Annotated in this window: 18 protein-coding genes; 14 read left to right on the forward strand and 4 right to left on the reverse strand. The window is 57.7% G+C overall.

Annotation, left to right across the window (positions count from 1 at the left end; genetic code table 11):
- The first annotated feature begins 63 nt into the window (after positions 1-63).
- The 3 genes from IEV54_RS09525 to IEV54_RS09535 all read left to right on the forward strand — a co-directional run bounded on the left by IEV54_RS09525 (position 64) and on the right by IEV54_RS09535 (position 2075).
- The gene (locus IEV54_RS09525) at positions 64-510 is read left to right on the forward strand and encodes a GNAT family N-acetyltransferase (protein ID WP_150278328.1); all 447 of its coding nucleotides are present in this window, start codon (positions 64-66) and stop codon (positions 508-510) included.
- Between the two features lie 171 nt (positions 511-681).
- A complete protein-coding gene (gene ppa, locus IEV54_RS09530) occupies positions 682-1209 on the forward strand; it encodes an inorganic diphosphatase (protein WP_150278327.1) in 528 nt (175 codons plus the stop codon).
- A gap of 92 nt (positions 1210-1301) precedes the next feature.
- Entirely contained in the window at positions 1302-2075 is a 774-nt protein-coding gene (locus IEV54_RS09535) for a methyltransferase domain-containing protein (protein ID WP_150278326.1), read from the forward strand.
- Between the two features lie 4 nt (positions 2076-2079).
- Here IEV54_RS09535 and IEV54_RS09540 read toward each other — a convergent pair whose 3' ends face one another.
- From IEV54_RS09540 to IEV54_RS09555, 4 genes are all read right to left on the reverse strand, one after another.
- The gene (locus IEV54_RS09540; RefSeq protein ID WP_150278325.1) at positions 2080-3111 is read right to left on the reverse strand and encodes a GGDEF domain-containing protein; all 1032 of its coding nucleotides are present in this window, start codon (positions 3109-3111) and stop codon (positions 2080-2082) included.
- A gap of 103 nt (positions 3112-3214) precedes the next feature.
- Entirely contained in the window at positions 3215-3586 is a 372-nt protein-coding gene (locus tag IEV54_RS09545; protein ID WP_150278324.1) for a translation initiation factor Sui1, read from the reverse strand.
- A 69-nt stretch (positions 3587-3655) separates the two neighbouring features.
- Positions 3656-4201, reverse strand: a complete 546-nt coding sequence (locus tag IEV54_RS09550; protein WP_150278323.1) for an NUDIX hydrolase — start codon at positions 4199-4201, stop codon at positions 3656-3658.
- Between the two features lie 5 nt (positions 4202-4206).
- Entirely contained in the window at positions 4207-5184 is a 978-nt protein-coding gene (locus IEV54_RS09555; RefSeq protein WP_223825503.1) for a DUF2333 family protein, read from the reverse strand.
- A 278-nt stretch (positions 5185-5462) separates the two neighbouring features.
- Between IEV54_RS09555 and dsbD the strand changes: the two genes are divergently transcribed.
- The 11 genes from dsbD to IEV54_RS09610 all read left to right on the forward strand — a co-directional run bounded on the left by dsbD (position 5463) and on the right by IEV54_RS09610 (position 19608).
- The gene (gene dsbD / locus IEV54_RS09560; protein WP_223825488.1) at positions 5463-7292 is read left to right on the forward strand and encodes a protein-disulfide reductase DsbD; all 1830 of its coding nucleotides are present in this window, start codon (positions 5463-5465) and stop codon (positions 7290-7292) included.
- Positions 7293-7429: 137 nt separating this feature from the next.
- Positions 7430-7882 (forward strand): type II 3-dehydroquinate dehydratase, encoded by a 453-nt coding sequence (aroQ, locus tag IEV54_RS09565; protein ID WP_150278321.1) that lies wholly within the window; start codon positions 7430-7432, stop codon positions 7880-7882.
- 24 nt (positions 7883-7906) lie between these two features.
- Complete coding sequence (accB, locus tag IEV54_RS09570) at positions 7907-8365, forward strand: acetyl-CoA carboxylase biotin carboxyl carrier protein (protein WP_150278320.1); 459 nt, start codon at positions 7907-7909, stop codon at positions 8363-8365.
- Between the two features lie 19 nt (positions 8366-8384).
- Positions 8385-9725 carry an acetyl-CoA carboxylase biotin carboxylase subunit gene (gene accC / locus IEV54_RS09575; protein WP_150278319.1) on the forward strand — a complete coding sequence of 447 codons (1341 nt, stop codon included), beginning with the start codon at positions 8385-8387 and terminating at the stop codon, positions 9723-9725.
- A gap of 117 nt (positions 9726-9842) precedes the next feature.
- Entirely contained in the window at positions 9843-10730 is an 888-nt protein-coding gene (prmA, locus tag IEV54_RS09580) for a 50S ribosomal protein L11 methyltransferase (RefSeq protein ID WP_150278318.1), read from the forward strand.
- 61 nt (positions 10731-10791) lie between these two features.
- Positions 10792-12120, forward strand: a complete 1329-nt coding sequence (locus tag IEV54_RS09585) for a zinc-ribbon and DUF3426 domain-containing protein (RefSeq protein ID WP_150278317.1) — start codon at positions 10792-10794, stop codon at positions 12118-12120.
- Positions 12121-12286: 166 nt separating this feature from the next.
- Positions 12287-13285, forward strand: a complete 999-nt coding sequence (gene dusB / locus IEV54_RS09590; RefSeq protein WP_150278316.1) for a tRNA dihydrouridine synthase DusB — start codon at positions 12287-12289, stop codon at positions 13283-13285.
- Positions 13282-13608 (forward strand): DNA-binding transcriptional regulator Fis, encoded by a 327-nt coding sequence (gene fis / locus IEV54_RS09595; protein ID WP_223825487.1) that lies wholly within the window; start codon positions 13282-13284, stop codon positions 13606-13608. Before dusB ends, fis begins: the two co-directional genes overlap by 4 nt.
- A gap of 87 nt (positions 13609-13695) precedes the next feature.
- Entirely contained in the window at positions 13696-15303 is a 1608-nt protein-coding gene (gene purH / locus IEV54_RS09600; RefSeq protein WP_150278315.1) for a bifunctional phosphoribosylaminoimidazolecarboxamide formyltransferase/IMP cyclohydrolase, read from the forward strand.
- Positions 15304-15405: 102 nt separating this feature from the next.
- On the forward strand, positions 15406-16695 hold the full coding sequence (purD, locus tag IEV54_RS09605) for a phosphoribosylamine--glycine ligase (protein WP_150278314.1): 1290 nt from the start codon (positions 15406-15408) through the stop codon (positions 16693-16695).
- 165 nt (positions 16696-16860) lie between these two features.
- Positions 16861-19608 carry a hybrid sensor histidine kinase/response regulator family protein gene (locus IEV54_RS09610; protein ID WP_150278313.1) on the forward strand — a complete coding sequence of 916 codons (2748 nt, stop codon included), beginning with the start codon at positions 16861-16863 and terminating at the stop codon, positions 19606-19608.
- Position 19609: the final 1 nt, after the last annotated feature.

Raw genomic sequence — 19609 nt, forward strand, 5'->3', positions numbered from 1 at the left:
GATAATGGCAACTGACTCATATGCAATAATGAGCCACAATCTGACCCTTAATGGAAAACACGTATGCGTATTGTGCAGGCAGATATTAGCCGGCTTGACGAAGTAACGCCGCTTTTCATCAAATACCGTGAGTTTTACGGCCAGCTGCCCAAGCCTGAGGCTTCCAGACGTTTTCTGGAAGACCGGCTGAAAAACGACCAGGCCATTATCCTGGTGGCCGAGGACGAGGATACCGGCAAGGTCCTTGGATTCTGTCAGTTTATCCCGAGCTTCTCGGCACTTACCCTGTCACCCAGCTGGGTACTCAAGGGCATCTATGTGATCGAAGAAGCCCGCCGCCAACTGGTAGCTGACAGAATGATCAACCAGGCCAAGGTCATGGCCCGCGCCCAGGGCATCAAGCGCATGACGGTCATGACCGGGGAAGACAACATCACTGCACACGGCCTCTATCGATCCCTGGGCTTTTCGGCTGACTCGGAATTTCATTATTTCGCCCTCAAGCTCTGATATCTTCACTCCCTCACGCCCCCCCCGACCCATGCCCTCGCAAGGTAGCGGGTGGGGGTGCGTCTGCGACTATTGTTTTAGTTGTTTTCTGCGCTTATCACTTGGTATCCCTTGTCGCAGCCTCTATAATCGCGGCCAGAATTTTTCAATCATGCCCGAATCAGGTAACCCATGAGCTACGACCAGATCCCCGCAGGCAAAGACATCCCCAACGACATCTATGTCGCCATTGAAATTCCGGCCAATCACGCGCCGATCAAGTATGAGATCGACAAGGACAGCAATACTCTGTTTGTCGACCGCTTCATGGCAACCCCGATGTTCTATCCGGCCAACTATGGATTCATCCCCAACACACTGGCCGATGATGGTGACCCACTGGATGTATTGGTCGTTACCCCGCACCCCGTCTCGCCTGGCGCAGTGATCCGCTGCCGCCCGGTAGGTGTTCTGCACATGACCGACGATGGCGGCGGCGATGCCAAGCTCATCGCTGTGCCCCACGACAAGCTGAGCGCGCTATATCGCGACATCAAGGAATATACTGATCTGCCGGAACTGCTGATGCAGCAGATCCAGCACTTCTTTGAGAACTACAAGGATCTGGAACCCGGCAAATGGGTCAAGATCGATCGCTGGGGCGGCTCCGATGAAGCCCGCGCGGAAATAGTTAAGGCTGTAAACGCTTACCAAAAATAAGTGTTTTGCCCCCTTGAAAGCCGGCCACAAGCTGGCTTTTTTAATGCCTGAAATTCAGCCCATCTGACGCAGCAATCACGGAGCTTCCCGCCATGGCAGATCGCTACTTCGACCAGATGGGCGCACATTTTGCCCGAAAGATCTACGACGGCCCCAAAGGTGCTGTGCGTCTGGCAGTTTTGACCCGCGACCTGCAAGAGTGGCTGCCGGCAATCTGCGAGCCAGACCAGTCCCTTCGCGTACTCGATGTGGGCGCCGGGCTGGGGCATATGAGTGAATGGCTACTGGGCCAGGGGCATCGGGTGACCCTGGCCGACCCCTCCCCAGAGATGCTCGACGCCGCCAGGGAACGACTCAAGCCCCTGGTATCTGCTTACCCTGTTACCTACCTGCTGAGCCCGTTACAGGATCTGCCGGCGAACGGAGAAACCTATGATCTGGTGATCTGCCACGCGGTACTGGAGTGGCTCGAGGACCCGGCACAGGCCATCAATGCGCTCAGGCAACTTTGCACGCCCGAAGGGCGCATCTCCCTGGCGTTCTACAATCGCGATGCGTTGGTTTACAAGAACCTGATCAAGGGCCAGTTTCGTAAACTGGCGAAGAACCAGCTGGCCGGAAGCAAGCGCAGCCTGACTCCGCAACAACCACTTGATCCGGCACTGGTCGCCACCTGGGTCGCCCAGAGCCGGCTGCAATGCCTGGAAAAAAGCGGAATCCGGGTTTTCTATGACTACATGCCAGCCGAATTCCAGTCACAGCTCGAAACTGCAGAGATTGTAGAGCAGGAATTGCTTTACAGCCGCCACCCGACATACCGTGACATGGGACGTTACCTGCACTGGTGGCTAAGCCCGGCCGAGTGACAGGCTACCCGCGCACCACACGATTACGCCCAGCCTGCTTTGCCTGATAAAGGGCCTTGTCGGCCCTGTCAATTAGCAGCAGGGCATCCATGGCCTCAAGTGACCCGGCCATAGCGGTTCCCAGACTGATGGTGACATCCAGCATCAACTCTGCCACCGGAAATGGCGGACAGGCCATGGTTGCGCGCACGCGCTCGGCGACTATGTCCAGCTGTTCATGGGATTTCACCAAAGCCAGCACAGCGAATTCCTCACCACCCATACGCACTGCCAGGTCCTCGGGGCGGATCGCAGCTACCAACCTCTGGCCCACCTCCACCAATACCTCGTCACCGACTCCGTGACCATGCTCATCATTGATCTGCTTGAAATGGTCGAGATCACCGTAGATGAAGCCAACGTATAGAGCGTCCCTCTGAGCGCGGCTTTCAAGCGCTGGCAGCATTTGCTCCAGGCCCTCGCGATTCAGAAGCTGTGTCAATGGATCCAGCAACGCTCGACGCTTGGCGCCGTCAAGCTCGACCAACAACTGCTTTTGCTCGACCCGCAGCAGTGAGGTCTCAAACATCGCCTCCAGAACCAGGGCAAAGTCCTGCATGCTCTGCCTTTGGCTGACAGACAATGCGTTGGGTCTATCGTCAAGCACACAGAAGGTGCCCACACGGCTGCCGCCGGGTGCGTGCAAGGCAATACCTGCATAAAAACGAATGTGTGGCTGGCCGGTAACCAATGGGTTGTCTGCAAAGCGCTCATCCTTCAGAGCGTCGGGGACCTCCATAATGGCATCGCTATGGATGGCGTGCCCGCAAAAGGACAGACTACGCGGTGAGCCAGACAGAGCCGTCCCGCGGCGCGCCTTGAACCACTGCCGTTCGTTGTCCACCAGGGTCACAAGTACGGTCCGGATGCCAAACACACCCTGAGCCAGACGCAATAACGCGTCAAAGCGCGGATCTGGCCCGGTATCCAGCAGGTTCAGCGCTTCCATATCAGCCTGTCGTTGAGCTTCATCGAGCGGCAGGGTGGGCTCTTTCATGGCGAATCTCTCAGCGCAGTGGTCTGACTGACAAGACTAGCTTTCGTGTGAGTTCTGTACAGCTGGCTTTCGATATTCAGTTACCCGCCCTGCTATTACCCAATCAGCCTCCGGCGCGCCTGGCCTGAAAACCCTGCTCTTTTAGCCAGGCTGTAATAAGATCAGCGTGATCTCCCTGGATTTCGATCGTGCCTTCTTTCACTGAACCACCGCAGCCACAACGCGTTTTCAGCTTTTTACCCAAGACCTTCAACTCCTCGGCCTGGAGTGGAAGACCGCTGACGGTAGTGACCGTCTTGCCACCACGTCCTTTCGTTTCGCGGCGGATACGAGCAATACCGTCTCCCTCTGGAAGAGGGGCCGCCGCGCAATTGCAGGCGGCAACTGGCTGTCGGCAGCCAGGACAGGTTCGCCCAGCCTCAGTCGAATAGACCAGACCACCCAATGCATTCATACCTTTGACTGTCTTGACCATCTTTGTTGGATACCCAATTCGCGTTTTCCGGCACATTATTCAGCGATAGACCTGCACAGCTGTCTATGTCTATTCAGCGCGTTCAATGTCTGTGTGTCCTGCGAGGAGCAGTTCGAGCGCCCGTAGCGAATCCGGAGCGTAATTCTCTCCACTGCGCTTCCAAGCCTGGTGGGGGTCTATCCAGCGGAACCCGACCACTTCTTCGGGCTGCATGATTATCGGGCCATCCCATACACAACTGAATACGCGGCCCCAAAGCCTACTTTGTGGCGATTCGTAGAAAAAGCAAAAATGCGCCTCGAGCTCGACGTCGGCGACACCCAGCTCTTCTTGAAGCTCCCGTCTGGCGCCCTGAAGGTAAGTTTCACCTGCTGCGACCACACCACCGGCTGCCACATCCCAGTAGCCGGGATAAAGCCGCTTGCAGGGGGAGCGCTGATGGATACAGAGTTCCCCTTGACGGTTGAAAACAATAATAAAGGTACAGCGCGGGATCAGCCCCCTGGCATGCAAACTACCCCGCGCGACCACGCCCAACGGCCGATCGTTTTCATCAACATGAATCACCTGCTCGGCTGCCGAGGCGGCCAGATGAGCCCTGTCCCGCGGGTTCATCGTGCTCAGCCCTGCTCCATCAAACGGCGCAGGTCAATAATGGCCGCATTGGCGCGCGACAGATAATTGGCCATTACCAGAGAATGATTGGCGAGCACTCCAAATCCACCTCCGTTAAGCACCATCGGGCTCCACAATGATTCCTGGGTTGCCTCAAGCTCCCGAATGATCTGCTTCAGACTGGCCTGGGCATTCTTCTTGGCAATGATATCGGCAAAGTCGACCTCTACTGCTCGCAGCAGGTGAACCAGCGCCCAGGCACTACCCCTGGACTCGTAAAACACATCATCTATCTCAAGCCAGGGAGTCTGCTCGCGCGGACGACTGCCATCGGTAACGGGAGCCTGACCAACACTGGCTGAAAGACGCTGCGAAAGCGAGCCCAGGCGCGTACTGACATCCCCGAGCCAACTACCAAGATTGTCAGCACGTGCATAGAAATCAGCCTCATCAGCCCTGAGGCGTGCAGCGTAGGAATTCAACGCCTTGAGTCCGCTGCGATACTCCCCTTCCGTAGAGGGCATGATCCAGCTCTTGTTGTCAAAATGAAAAAGTGGCTCTGCACGGGCCAGATCTTCATCTTCAGCAGACTGGGATTGCGACCGCGCCATGTCCCGGCGCATCGCACGGGTGACATCCCGGATCTGTACCAGAACGCCAAATTCCCAGTTGGGCATGTTATCCAGCCAGACACCAGGAGGCATGATGTCATTACTCAGATAGCCGCCGGGCTTTTCCAGCAAGGTGGTCATGAGAGCTTCGACCGTTGCGACTGTCATCTCTCCCTCTACCCTGTCTGTTTGTGCCGAGGTGGCAGGAATCAGTTGCATGACGCCAGGCTCTCGGTTCCAGTACCAACCGACGAACACGCAAACAACCAGATAGACCAGCAAAATCGCCAGTAGCCCTTTGACCACCAGCGTTGGCCCTTGCCCATCCGCCGGGCGGGAGGCCGCGCTAGCAGTCGATTTTTTGCCGAACATACCCTTTCCGAACTTCATGTGTTGACTCCTTTGAACGTCTCGCTCAGGAGCATAGCACTCCAACCCACACAGCACACTCAGGCACCTGATGCTTGTAAGGATCGGAACACAGCCTTCGGGACCCAATCGATTACCCGCAATGCACGCGAGGACTCAGGCCGGGAAGGGCAAGTCAGAATCCCGAATAAACCATTCTTACCGTGGCGAAGGGTTACAAAACACAAATCCCGATTTTGCCTATGACGTTTTGTCACTCGGCAAGAAACCTCGTAGCGATTATGATGAAGGCCAATCTTATCTGGCCCGGATCAAATATTTTGCTGTTACGCCTGTTGCTGCTCACCTGTTTCCTGATACCCGGCCTGGCTAACGGGGGATTGCTCGACAATTCCGCCGATTCCGGCTCTGGCGTGTTGCAGGGCAGCGCCGGCCAGACCCGTTTCTTGCCGGTGAACGAAGCGTTCCGCCCCGGCATAGTCGGTCTCTCGGACCAGGAGATACGTCTTCGGTTCGAGATTGTGCCCGAATATTATCTTTATCGTCACAGGCTCGGTTTTTCACTGACCGGGGACGGCGCCAGCGTGGCCGAACCTGCCCTGCCTTCGGGCACTCAACGCCATGACGAGTTTTTCGGCGATGTTGAGGTTTACTACGACAGCCTCAATGTCATTCTCGAACTGGAAGGGGAGTTGAAGCCTGAACAGTTGCTGCAAGTCGACTTTCAGGGCTGCGCTGATGCCGGGCTTTGCTATCCACCGGAAACCGTGACTCTTGCGCTACCCGGGGGGGTTGCTGCGGCCCAACCATTAGCCGCAGGTAACACGCCGCCAACGGAGTCCCAAGAGGGGCTGGCCCTGGCACTTGCACTGTTTTTCCTGGCCGGGCTCGGATTGACTTTTACGCCCTGCGTATTGCCTATGCTACCGATTCTCAGCAGCCTGGTGGTGGGCCGCAGCAATATCGACAGGTCACGCGCAACATTGCTAGCGCTGAGTTACGTGCTGGGCATGGCACTGACTTTTGCCGCCGTGGGCGCGCTGATCGGCCTTTTCGGCGCCGCACTGAACATTCAGGCGCGCCTGCAGTCCCCCTGGGTGCTGGGTACTTTTGCTGCCTTTTTCATCCTGTTTGCCCTCGCCATGTTCGGGCTGTTCGATCTGCGTCTACCAGCTTTTCTGCGTGATCCCCTTGAGCGCCTGGGGAGTCGCACCCGTGGCGGATCGATTCCCGGGGCAGCCGTCATGGGCGCCCTTTCAACCCTGGTCGTTTCGCCATGTATTTCGGCGCCATTGGCTGGAGCCCTGGTGTATATAAGCACCACTGGGGACGCCGCCGGCGGAGCTCTGCGGCTTTTTTTGCTAGCCCTGGGCATGGGCGTCCCGCTGCTCCTGGTGGCGGTATTCGGCAATGCCTTCCTGCCGCGATCCGGCCCCTGGTTGAACACCGTCAAGCAGCTGTTCGGATTCGGTTTGCTGGGCGTTGCCATCTGGTTGCTCGAACGTCTGTTACCCGGCTCCATCAGTCTGGCGCTTTGGGCCGTCTTGGCCGCGGGCCTGGCGGTGCAGCTCGGATTATTCGAGCGCACTGAACCACGCATTGCCAGCCGGCTGGCTCACATCATCGCGCTGCTGGCCGCGATCTATTCTGCGGTAGCCCTGACAGGGGCATTGGTCGGCGGTTCAGACCCTTTACGCCCGCTCGAACCCTTGACGGCAACAGATCGACAGGGCAGTGCCCGTGCACCGGGCTTTTTCACCACAGTCCGGGATCAGAGCGGAATCAATGCCCAGCTGGCCAGGGCAGTGGATCTGGGCAGCCCCGCGGTCATAGAGCTCTATGCTGACTGGTGCATCAGTTGTAAGGTCATCGAACGCCAGGTCCTCAATGACTCTGATGTACGTGAGGAGCTGGAGCCTTACGTGCGCATCAAGCTGGATCTGACTGACAACACCCCCGATCAGCGCCAATGGCTGACTGAAAAGGGGCTGTTTGGCCCCCCTGCCTTCGTGTTCTACGCCGCCGATGGCGGCGAGAGGGGGGATCTTCGCATTCAGGGCGAGATCGATCGGGAGGGCTTTCTGAACCACCTTGCCAGGAATACCGATTAGCAATCTAGGCTTAATTGCGGCAATCATGCGGGCATCTGGTGGCAACCTAGCGATTCTGGACAGCTCGCACAGATTCCGGCAGACTTCACCCATGACCTGATGGTCAGTTTTTTTTAATTGCCTGTGGATCGATAACAATGGCGAGCATTCTGGTACTTAACGGCCCCAACCTGAATCTTCTCGGTACCCGAGAGCCGGGAGTCTATGGCGTCGCCACGCTGGAACAGATTGTGCAGACACTGCGTGAGCAGGCTGCTGCCAGCGGTCACCATCTACTCAATCTGCAAAGCAACGCCGAACACGAACTGATTGAGCGCATCCACGCTGCTCGAGATGAAGCAATCGATTTCATTCTGATCAACCCGGCTGCATTTACTCACACCAGCGTCGCAATACGTGACGCATTGCTGGCTGTGAGCATCCCATTTATCGAAGTGCATCTATCCAACGTTCATAAACGCGAGCCCTTCCGTCACCACTCCTACTTCTCCGACGTAGCTGTGGGCGTGATCTGCGGGCTGGGCGCCAGAGGCTATCAACTGGCGCTGGATGCTGCGATACATTTGATAGAACAAACCGAACAAGACTAAAACTGCTCTGGAGTGCAAGCACCAATGGATATCCGCAAAGTAAAAAAACTGATCGAGCTTCTGGAAGAATCCGGTATCGACGAACTGGAAATACATGAAGGCGAAGAATCGGTAAGGATCAGCCGCCACAGCAAGCAAGTAGCTCAGCCACAATATTACCCGCAGCCAGCTCCGGCCCCTGCCGCCGCGCCCGCCGCGGCGCCAACTGCGCCCGCCTCATTGGTTGAAACCCCTGCAGCAGAGCCAGCTGGCCACCTGGTACGCTCGCCCATGGTGGGCACCTTCTACCGCTCGCCGTCTCCGGCTGCTGGCTCCTTTGTCGAGGTTGGCCATACCGTGAAGGCTGGCGATGTATTGTGCATCGTCGAAGCGATGAAGATGATGAACCATATCGAAGCTGACAAGAGCGGCGTGGTTCAGGCCATCCTGGCCGATAACGGCCAGCCGGTGGAATTCGATCAACCCCTGTTCAGCATCGCCTGAGCCCGGCCCGGAGCCTCCGATGCAAAAAGTACTGATAGCCAACCGCGGTGAAATTGCATTGCGCGTTATTCGCGCCTGCAAGGAGCTGGGGTTGAAGACCGTAGCCGTGCACTCGACGGCCGACCGTGAACTCATGCACCTGGCCCTCGCCGACGAAACCGTCTGTATTGGGCCGGCCAATGCCACTGAATCCTACCTGAACATCCCCGCGATCATCAGCGCGGCCGAAGTGACGGGTGCCGACGGTATCCATCCGGGCTACGGGTTCCTCGCAGAAAACGCCGATTTTGCCGAACAGATCGAGAATTCCGGCTTCACCTTTATCGGCCCCAGCGCGGAAGTGATTCGCCTGATGGGCGACAAGGTCTCGGCAATTGCTGCCATGGTAGCTGCTGGCGTGCCTACTGTTCCTGGTTCCGACGGCCCCTTGCCGGAAGACGAGGCAGAATGCCTGAGCATCGGTCGGCGCGTGGGCTACCCGGTGATCATCAAGGCCTCCGGTGGTGGTGGTGGACGGGGCATGCGCGTCGTTCATGACGAAGCCGAATTGATAAAATCAATTGCCCTGACCCGGACCGAAGCGGGCGCCGCTTTCGGTAATCCGGTTGTGTATCTGGAGAAATTCCTGACCAACCCGCGCCACGTCGAGGTTCAGATTCTCTCCGACGGCCAGGGCCACGCAGTGCATCTGGGCGATCGTGACTGCTCCCTGCAGCGCCGTCACCAGAAGATTATCGAGGAGGCGCCAGCCCCCGGTATCGACGAAGAAGCGCGGGCCATGGTCCAGGCCCGTTGCGTCAAGGCCTGTATTGACCTGGGTTACCGCGGTGCCGGCACCTTCGAGTTTCTCTACGAAAACGGCGAGTTCTTCTTTATCGAGATGAACACCCGGGTTCAGGTCGAGCACCCTGTTTCCGAGATGGTCACTGGTATCGACATCGTCAAGGAGCAGATCCTGGTCGCCTCTGGGCAGCCCTTGAGTATTACCCAGGAGGACGTGGTCATTCGCGGGCACTCCATAGAATGCCGTATCAATGCCGAAGATCCCAAAACCTTCATGCCCAGCCCTGGCACTGTGACCTTCTTCCACGCTCCCGGTGGCAACGGGGTTCGAGTTGACTCGCACCTTTACAGTGGCTACAAAGTGCCACCCAACTACGACTCGCTGGTGGGCAAGCTGATTACCTATGGCGCCACCCGTGACGAAGCATTGGCACGAATGCGCAATGCGCTGGACGAACTGGTGGTGGATGGGATCAAAACCAATACCCCGCTGCACCGTGAACTGGTGCGTGACGAGGGCTTCTGCAAGGGTGGTGTCAATATTCACTATCTCGAGCACAAGCTGGGTATAAAGTAAGCCTTGGCTGCAAGCTGCAAGAGTATGATCCTTGCCCCCGGGAGCAGCCAGTCTGCTCCCGGGTTATTTTTGCTCATTCAAGCCCGCCCCAGATATCCAGCTCCCGAAGGAAATTTCATGCCCTGGTTACAACTCCGTCTTGCCATCAGTCCCGAACAGGCCGATCCGCTGGAAGATCAGTTGCTGGCACTTGGCGCGGTGTCGGTAACGTTCATGGATGCCGAGGACCAGCCCATCTTCGAACCGGACCTGGGCACCACCCCGCTCTGGTCGCACACTCACCTGTTGGCGCTTTTCGAGTCTGACACCGATCGCGACGCCCTGCTGGCCTCCCTGCAAAGCCTGTGGCAGGGCGGGCTGCCGGAGCACGAGATAGAAGAAATAGCTGATCAGGACTGGGAACGCAGCTGGATGGAGCACTTTCATCCCATGCGCTTTGGTCAGCGCTTATGGATAGTGCCCAGCTGGCATGCTGCTCCGGAACCGGATGCAGTCAATCTTCTGCTTGACCCAGGCCTGGCCTTCGGCACCGGCACCCACCCTACCACTGCGCTTTGTCTGGAATGGCTGGATAGCCAACGGCTGGAGGAAAAGCAATTGATCGACTTCGGCTGCGGTTCTGGCATCCTGGCCATCGCGGCGCTGCTGCTGGGAGCAAAAAAAGCGACAGGCACTGACATCGACGTACAGGCACTCGAAGCGTCACGCGATAACGCCCAACGCAACCAGATTGTGGACGAGCGATTTGCCCTTTACCTGCCCGAAAATATGCCGCAGCAACCAGCCGATGTATTGGTAGCCAACATCCTTGCTGGGCCACTGGTTCAACTGGCGCCGCAACTGGCCCAGCTAGTAAAGCCCGGCGGATTGATCGCGCTGTCCGGCATTCTTGCCGAGCAGAGCGAGGACATACTTGCCGCCTACCGGGATGATTTCGAACTCGATCCGGTTGCCAATCGTGACGGCTGGATTCGTGTCAGCGGAAAACGCCGCTTGGCGACCTGATCGGGTTCACGGCACAATGCCATTTCGGCTTTCACGACGCTAAAGGATCTCCAGTTACCCCATGAGCGAACTGCTGGTAGCGCAATGCCCTTTTTGTCAAACGCGTTTCCGGCTGTCTCAGGAGCACCTGCAGGCAGCGGCTGGCAGTGTGCGTTGCGGTGCCTGCCTGAAAGTATTCAACGCTAACCTGACCATCAAGGCAGACCCGCAGCCCACTGTCACCCCACTTGCCGCCTCCGCGCCAGCTCATAAGCCAGTCAAATCTGATGAGCGCCGCGATACCCTGATGATCCATGACGATATGGATCTGGACGATCTGGAGCTTGATCTCGAGGCCTTGGGGCTTGACGAGTCCATTCTGGATGAAATCAACCCGACCGGTCGTTCGACGGACTCCACGCCCGAACATTCCCCTGATCAAGCCGAGTTGCGACTCACTCCAGAACCCGATATCGAAGAGGCGCCGGAGCCTGATTCTGACAGCCTTTTTGTCGAGCAGGACGATGAGCCGGGGCCCTGGGACTTGCTCGACGACCCTGAACACACCGGGATAAATTCGTCATCACAAGCGTCGCCAGAGCGGGAGCTTGCAGATAGCGAAGAGCTCGATCTGCATGACGACTTTATATCGACGCCCACCGCCCGGGATTTCGAACTACCCTCAGCCTCTTCCGAGGGCGCCAACAGGATCCTGGTTCCAGGACCTGAACGGGCAGCGGAAGACCGGGGTATCTTTCTGCGGGACCGCCCAGCCGGCCCCTCCTCAGAATTCCTGCAGGCAGATGTTCACGAAGCCGAGCAGGAAACCGATGAACCTGATGATCGCCGCGAGCCCGAACTGGGCAAGCTGATTGATCTGCCTGACCTGGTTGATGAGCCCCTTCAGTTGTACTCCCAGCCAGGCTCCAGGCGCAGCAGGTACAGATCGCTCTGGGTCGCCCTGAGCCTGCTCGCCATGCTTGGCCTGCCGGCACAGGCGCTGTATTACAACTTCAGTACGCTGGCCCACGGAGAAAAAACCCGTCCCTACCTGGAGCAGTTCTGCCTACTGACTGGGTGCGAACTGCCGGCACGCGTCGATATATCCCTGATCCGCAGCAGCAATCTGATGGTCCGACCTCACGCCGAATATCCGCGGGCGCTGGCGATTGATGTCATCGTCTACAACAGGGCTGATTTTGCCCAGCCATTCCCAGTCCTGCGTATGACGTTCAACAATACGCGTGGCGAAGAAGTCCTCAGCAAACAGTTCAGGCCTGATGAGTACCTGGGAGGCGAGCTTGCGGGAGTCACACTGATGCCGCCGCAGACCCCGGTTCACGTGGCGCTCGACATGCTTGATCCCGGGCCAGAGGCCGCCGGCTACCAGCTGGATTTTCTCAGTCCCTGAACCGGTCGGCGGATCTGTTCAAATTTCATCCAGTCCAGTCTTTATATGGTCACCCGGAGCGGGTATGATTAGCGCCCTTTTTGCGCAAATATAACGCCGACAACAGATGACTTCCCGCAAGGGCGTTGCTTGTCGGGCCCGTCACTGATGAGTCGATATTGCAGGGATGAACCAGTCTGTGATCCGTATCGGACCCTACCAGCTCGCCAACCAGGTCATACTCGCGCCGATGGCGGGTGTGACCGACCTCCCCTTCCGGCAGCTCTGCCGGAAGCTCGGAGCAGGGCTGGTAGTGTCCGAGATGGTCACCAGTGATGTACGTTTGTGGAACAGTCGCAAATCCCGTAACCGGCTTGATCACAGCGGTGAAGATGAGCCACGCTCCGTACAGATCGCCGGTAGCGAACCGCTGATGATGGCTGAGGCAGCGCGAATGAACCAGCAACTTGGCGCCCAGATAATCGACATCAACATGGGCTGTCCAGCCAAGAAGGTCTGCAACAAGGCGGCCGGCTCCGCATTGATGCGGGATGAAAAGCTTGTCGCCGAGATACTCGAAGCTGTAGTCGAGGCCGTGGATATGCCGGTCACGCTGAAGATTCGTACCGGCTGGTGCACACAATCGCGCAACGGATTGAACATTGCACGGATAGCCGAAGAATCGGGCATCCAGGCCCTGGCGGTGCACGGTCGCACGCGCAACCAGCTCTATACCGGCTGCGCCGAATACGACACCATCGCAGCGATCAAGCAGCAGGCCGGCATACCGATCTTCGCCAATGGCGATATCGACTCCCCACAGAAGGCGTTGCAGGTTTTGCGTCACACTGGGGCGGACGCTGTGATGATAGGTCGTGCAGCACAGGGGCGCCCATGGATCTTCAAGGAGATATCACACTTTCTCGAGTACGATGAGCTGTTACCCCCGCCGCCCCTGGAATGGCAACGGCAAACCCTGCTGGAACACCTGGAAGCGCTGCATCAGTTTTATGGCGACCACCAGGGCGTACGAATTGCACGCAAACATGTGGGCTGGTACCTGCAGACACTGCCCGGAGCCGACGAATTCAGACGCGGGTTCAACCGGGTCGAATGTCCTGCGCAGCAGCATCAGAGCATACAGATCTTTTTTACCCGCCTGCTGGAAGGAGACCTTGCGGCATGAGCCTATTGAACGCATCAGTGATGACTGGACCTGACACCGTGAGCGACGTACCCCAAGACACACCCTTTATCGAACCCGACAAGCTCAGCCAAAGCAGTCGCACACTGCGCAACAGCGTTGAACAGGCCTTGAAGAACTATTTCGAGCACCTGGATGGCCAGGACGTGACCGATGTTTACAACATGGTACTGTGCGAGGTCGAAGCCCCTCTCCTTGAGAGCGTGATGGAACATGTGAAGGGCAACCAGACACGCGCCTCCGAAATTCTGGGCCTCAATCGGGGCACACTGCGCAAGAAGCTGAAGCAATACGGGCTTCTCTGAAACACCGTAAGACTGCTGCAAGGGTTTACTGTTCGGAGCTCAAACGCGACCGACGACTATTCTCAATTGACCATAACTGGATACCCCATGACTGACCAAACCACCCGCCTGCCGATTCGTCGCGCGCTCGTCAGCGTGTCCGACAAGACCGGAATCGTCGAATTCGCCCGCGAGCTGAGCGCTCAGGGTGTGGAGATCCTGTCCACCGGTGGCACTTTCAAGCTCCTTCGCGAGCAGGGCCTGGCCGCAGTGGAAGTTGCTGACTACACAGGCTTCCCGGAAATGATGGATGGGCGCGTGAAAACCTTGCACCCGAAGATTCACGGCGGGATTCTTGGCCGTCGTGACATCGACGGCGAGGTGATGCAGCAGCATGGCATCCAGCCCATCGACATGGTAGTGGTCAACCTCTACCCTTTTGCCGCTACCGTTGCCAACACCGACTGCACCCTACCCGACGCCATCGAGAATATCGACATTGGCGGGCCTACAATGGTCCGGTCAGCGGCAAAGAACCACAAGGATGTTGCGATTGTGGTGAATGCAGGCGACTACGCTGGCATCATCGAGGCGTTGAAAGCCGGCGGCCTGACCTATGCCCAGCGCTTCGATCTGGCACTTAAGGCCTTCGAACATACCGCAGCCTACGACGGCATGATCGCCAATTATCTGGGTACCATTGACCGTCAGTCCGACACACTCAGCACCGAAAACCGTTCCGCGTTTCCACGCACCTTCAATAGCCAGTTCATCAAGACGCAGGACATGCGTTACGGTGAAAATCCACACCAGGCAGCCGCTTTCTACCGCGAGGCTAACCCAGCCGATGCGTCCATCGCGACGGCCGTGCAGCTGCAGGGCAAGGCACTGTCCTACAACAACGTGGCAGATACCGACGCTGCGCTGGAGTGCGTGAAAAGCTTCACCAAACCGGCCTGTGTCATCGTCAAGCATGCCAACCCCTGCGGCGTGGCCGTGGTGCCTGATGCCGAAGGTGGTATTCGCCAGGCTTACGAGCTGGCTTACGCTACCGATTCCGAATCAGCCTTCGGCGGCATTATCGCGTTCAACCGGGAGCTGGATGCTGAGACTGCCCAGGCGATTGTCGAGCGCCAATTCGTCGAGGTCATTATCGCGCCCCGCATCAGTGCCGGCGCCCGTCAAGTGGTCAGTGCGAAGACCAACGTGCGTCTGCTCGAGTGCGGTGAATGGAACGCGCAACCCACCGCTGACTGGGATTTCAAGCGCGTCAATGGCGGTTTGCTGGTACAGAGCCGTGATATCGGCATGATCACCGCAGCTGACCTCAAGGTAGTGACCAAACGCGCGCCCACCGAGCAGGAAATCAATGATCTGGTCTTTGCCTGGAAGGTTGCCAAATTCGTCAAGTCCAACGCTATTGTCTATGCCAGTCAGCGCCAGACGGTGGGCATCGGTGCCGGGCAGATGAGCCGAGTGAACTCCGCGCGCATCGCGGCGATCAAGGCCGAACATGCCGGCTTGCAGGTAACGGGCGCCGTGATGGCGTCAGATGCGTTCTTCCCGTTCCGTGACGGCATCGATAATGCTGCCGCAAACGGCATCAGCGCAGTGATTCAGCCCGGCGGGTCGATGCGCGACGCCGAAGTGATTGCTGCCGCCGACGAGGCCGGCATGGCCATGGTATTTACCGGCATGCGGCATTTCAGACATTAATAACGAGCCGCAAGCCTCCAGCGGCAAGCCACAAGCCAGGATCTCCGTTTCTGCTTGTAGCTTGTAGCTTGCAGCTTGCCGCTCTCTCCAAGGGAGAGACTCATGAACATCCTAATTATCGGTAGTGGCGGACGTGAACACGCATTGGCCTGGAAAGTGGCCCAGGATCCGCGTGTGGAGACCGTGTACGTGGCGCCAGGTAACGCCGGCACAGCCACCGAAGCAAAGTGCGAGAACGTCGCCATTGATGTTCTGGAGCTTGATCGGCTTGCCGACTTCGCCGCGCAAAACGTGCAACTCACCATCGTCGGTCCTGAAGCGCCACTGGTGGCCGGCGTGGTCGACCTGTTTCGCGAGCGCGGTCTAAAGTGTTTCGGGCCTACCACAGGGGCAGCTCAGCTCGAGGGCTCAAAGGCCTTTACCAAGGATTTCCTGGCGAGGCATCGGATCCCTACAGCCGAGTACGCCAATTTCACCGATGTCGAAGCAGCCATGGAGTACCTGCACCGCAAGGGTGCCCCTATCGTGATCAAGGCTGACGGACTGGCTGCAGGCAAAGGCGTCATTGTGGCGATGACGCTGACTGAAGCGGAAGACGCCGTGCGTGACATGCTGTCGGGTAACGCCTTTGGCGAAGCCGGCTCACGAGTGGTAATCGAAGATTTTCTGGAAGGAGAAGAAGCCAGTTTTATTGTCATGGTGGATGGCGAGCATGTTCTGCCAATGGCAACCAGCCAGGACCATAAACGTGTCGGCAATGGCGACACTGGTCCGAATACCGGCGGCATGGGGGCTTATTCACCCGCTCCGGTAGTCACTCCCAGTGTGCACCAGCGGGTGATGGATGAGGTTATCTGGCCCACTGTCCGTGGCATGGCTGCGGAGGGCAATGTATATACCGGATTTCTGTATGCCGGCTTGATGATTGACCCGGCGGGCACGCCACGGGTTATCGAATTCAATTGCCGTTTTGGCGATCCCGAGACCCAACCCATCATGCTTCGCTTGCAGTCGAGCCTGGTTGATCTGACGGAAGCCGCGCTGGCTGGTCGCCTCAACGAGACAGAAGCAAACTGGGACCCCCGACCCAGTCTCGGAGTGGTGCTGGCAGCAGGCGGTTATCCGGGGGATTACACCAAGGGCGCGGTTATAAGCGGCCTGGATGCGTCGAATAGCCCAGATGGGAAGATATTTCACGCAGGTACAACCCTTGTCGGAGATCAGATCGTTACCAGTGGTGGCAGGGTGCTGTGCGCTACCGCTCTGGGTGCAACCGTGGAGCAAGCGCAAAAAAATGCCTACCTCCTGGCTGAAAAACCCGGCTGGGAAGGCAGTTTCTATCGCACTGATATTGGCTACCGGGCAATAGCAAGAGAGCAGCAGGAGAGCTGAGGTCCATTCCGTGGGAGAGCCTCCCGCTTACCATAGGTGGCCGCCGTCACGATGCGGCAGAGGCGCAGCTGAAGATCCCGTTCCGGGAGGTCAGGCCTTGAGCTATAATGGCCATTCGCAGAGACAATCTGCCTTTCGCTTGCCTATGGACAGGATGCCATCAATTTGAAGCAGACGAGCTGGTTTCTCGCCGTTCTCGCAGCGCTGGTCCTGGCCATGGCCGGGTGGGTCGCCGCGACCGAAACCAAAGACCCTGTTTACAGCACTTTTGTCGACACGAGTGGCCAACTGACGCTCAAGGATGTCGCGTCAGCGCGCTACATACACCGGTTTGCACCACGTGCGCCCGGGCCTCTGCAGGTACCCGGAGACGGTGCATTGTGGATACAGATCTCCCTGCAGGGTGGGATTGACCAGCAGCTACTGCTGGAAAACCCCCTGTTATCGCGAGCCGAGCTCTTTCTCTTACGCAATGACAACCTTATCGAGGAATATCTGGCAGGGGCCAGCATCCCTGAGTCTTCGGGTAACCTGCCACATCCAGGTTTCGCTTTCCTTCTGGGCACCAGCGAAGGCGCCGGGTATCACGCCTACCTCAGATTGCAAAACGACTTCCCACTCACCACAGTGGTGCAAGTATCCAGCGTCAGGGATGCGGCAACCCGACAGAGTGCCAGCCAGGCACTCCAGGGCATATTGATCGGACTGCTGCTCGCGCTGGCAGTCCATGGTCTGCTGCACGGCGTTGTGAGTCGCGATCCTTTTCATCTTTTACTCGCCCTGGCTGCCCTGACGCTAGGTGCCAGTGCACTGAGCGGAATCAGCTGGATAGTGGAAGCGTTACCCGGGCTACGCGGACACAGCGCAGGTGTTCTGCAACTCGTCAGCTACCCGATCATGGCATTGATCCTTCTGAGTCTACTGCCACGTGAGAGCCTGCATGCCAAGGGCAGCGTACCCCAGAGCCTGGCGCTGGTCTCTTCGATAATGGGTCTTGTCATACTGATCGCTGCTCTCGACGTCAGCTTGCTGAACATCGCCACAACTGTTCTAAGGCTCACCCTACCGCTATTGGCGGCCATATTGATGCTGTTTCTCTGGCTGCGCCATCAGCCAGTGGATAAGGCATTCGTGGTCTCCATATTCTTTATGCTTGGCAGCTTTGTTGCAGAGTACCGACCTTCCGCACATCCCTTTGGCGATGCCTTCGTCATTCTGTTGCTCTGGCTCGCATTGGTCAGCTATGCATGGGGCTTGCACAAACGCCTGCAGCGGCGCTTAGCCCGACAATCCGGCCACCGGCAGTCAAGTGATGCGTATCAGGCAGAGCGACGAACCAAAGCAGAATTTCTGGCACGTATAAGTCACGAGATCCGCACACCGATGAATGGCGTTCTCGGCATGTCCGAGCTGCTACTGGATACGGCACTGTCAGCGAAGCAGCGCGATTATGTGCAAACAATCCACGGATCGGGCAGCGACTTGCTGTATCTCATAAACGAGATTCTGGATATATCGCGCCTGGAGTCAGGCGAAATGATTCTTGAATCAGTCCGCTTCGACCTTCACGGCCTGATCAATGACTGCCTGGAAACGGTCCGCAGCCGCGCAGGTAACCAGAACATCGAGCTCATCAGTTATGTTCATCCAGAGGTACCTCGCAGCATTGAGGGCGACCCCACCCGACTCAGACAAGTACTTACCAACCTGCTTAACAACTCATTACGCTTCACCGTTGAAGGCGAGATACTCCTGGTAGTTCGTCTTGATACGGAAGAGCAAGGCTCCCTGCTGCGCTTCGCTGTGCAGGATACCGGAAACGCGATGCCCGACCAGGCGCGCGAGTCCCTGTTGAAGACATCCATGGACACCGTTCGCTTGCTTGAGCAAACCGATCAGTCAGGGCATATGGGACTGCTCATCGCCAACCAGCTGGTCCGTATGATGGGGGGCAAGATCGGTATTAAATATGCGTCCGAGCAAGGCAACTCAATATGGTTCTCACTGGATGTGGATGCCCAGACCTCTGATGACTCGGCTGAATCGCCCGCGGAGGGGCATCCTCTGGAAAACAGGCGTACCTTGATTGTCGACGACAATGCCACATGTCGTAAGGTTTTGCAGAATCAGTGCAGCGCCTGGGGCATGCACGTCGAAACACTAGGCGGCGGCAAAGAAGCACTCGCCCTGCTCCGTACCCAAGCTCACCTTGGCAACCCATTCGAGATCCTGTTGGTAGATCAGGCCATGCCAGGCATGAGTGGGCTGGAGCTGGCCAGTAGAATCAAGGATGACCCGGCCATACGCAACAGCCTACTGATCATAATGCTCACCGGCGTTAGTCATGCGCCAAGCCGAGTGATCTCCAGAGCTGCCGGGGTTCGCCGCATACTGAGCAAACCAGTGGCAGGTTACACCTTGCGAGCCACTCTAGTGGAGGAATGGCAGCAGCATCTCGCTACGCTAAATCGCATAAATGCAGCGGTCCCGGAAAGTGCGGCAGAAAGCTCTCTTGGGGATTTCAGGGTACTGGTCGCCGAAGACAATGCCATCTCGACCAAGGTGATCCGAGGCATGCTTGCCAAACTGGGGCTTCAGGCGACGGCCGTTCAAAACGGTCATGAAGCGGTAGAAGCTGTCAAGGCAGGGCACTATGACCTGGTGTTGATGGATTGTGAAATGCCTGAACTGGACGGCTTTGCAGCCGCAAAACGCATCCGCGAGTGGGAAAAAATCGGGGGCAGGCAACCGGTGCCGATCATAGCCTTGACGGCACACATTCTCCCGGAGCACCGCGAGCGCTCGCGTCGCGCGGGTATGAATGCGCACATGGCCAAGCCCGTGGAGCTCACGCAGTTGCGTGAACAAGTCGATTACTGGGTGGGCCGCAAGCAGGAAAACAAGACGTCCTGAC

The organism is Halopseudomonas salina (assembly GCF_014637955.1).
GTDB lineage: Bacteria > Pseudomonadota > Gammaproteobacteria > Pseudomonadales > Pseudomonadaceae > Halopseudomonas > Halopseudomonas salina.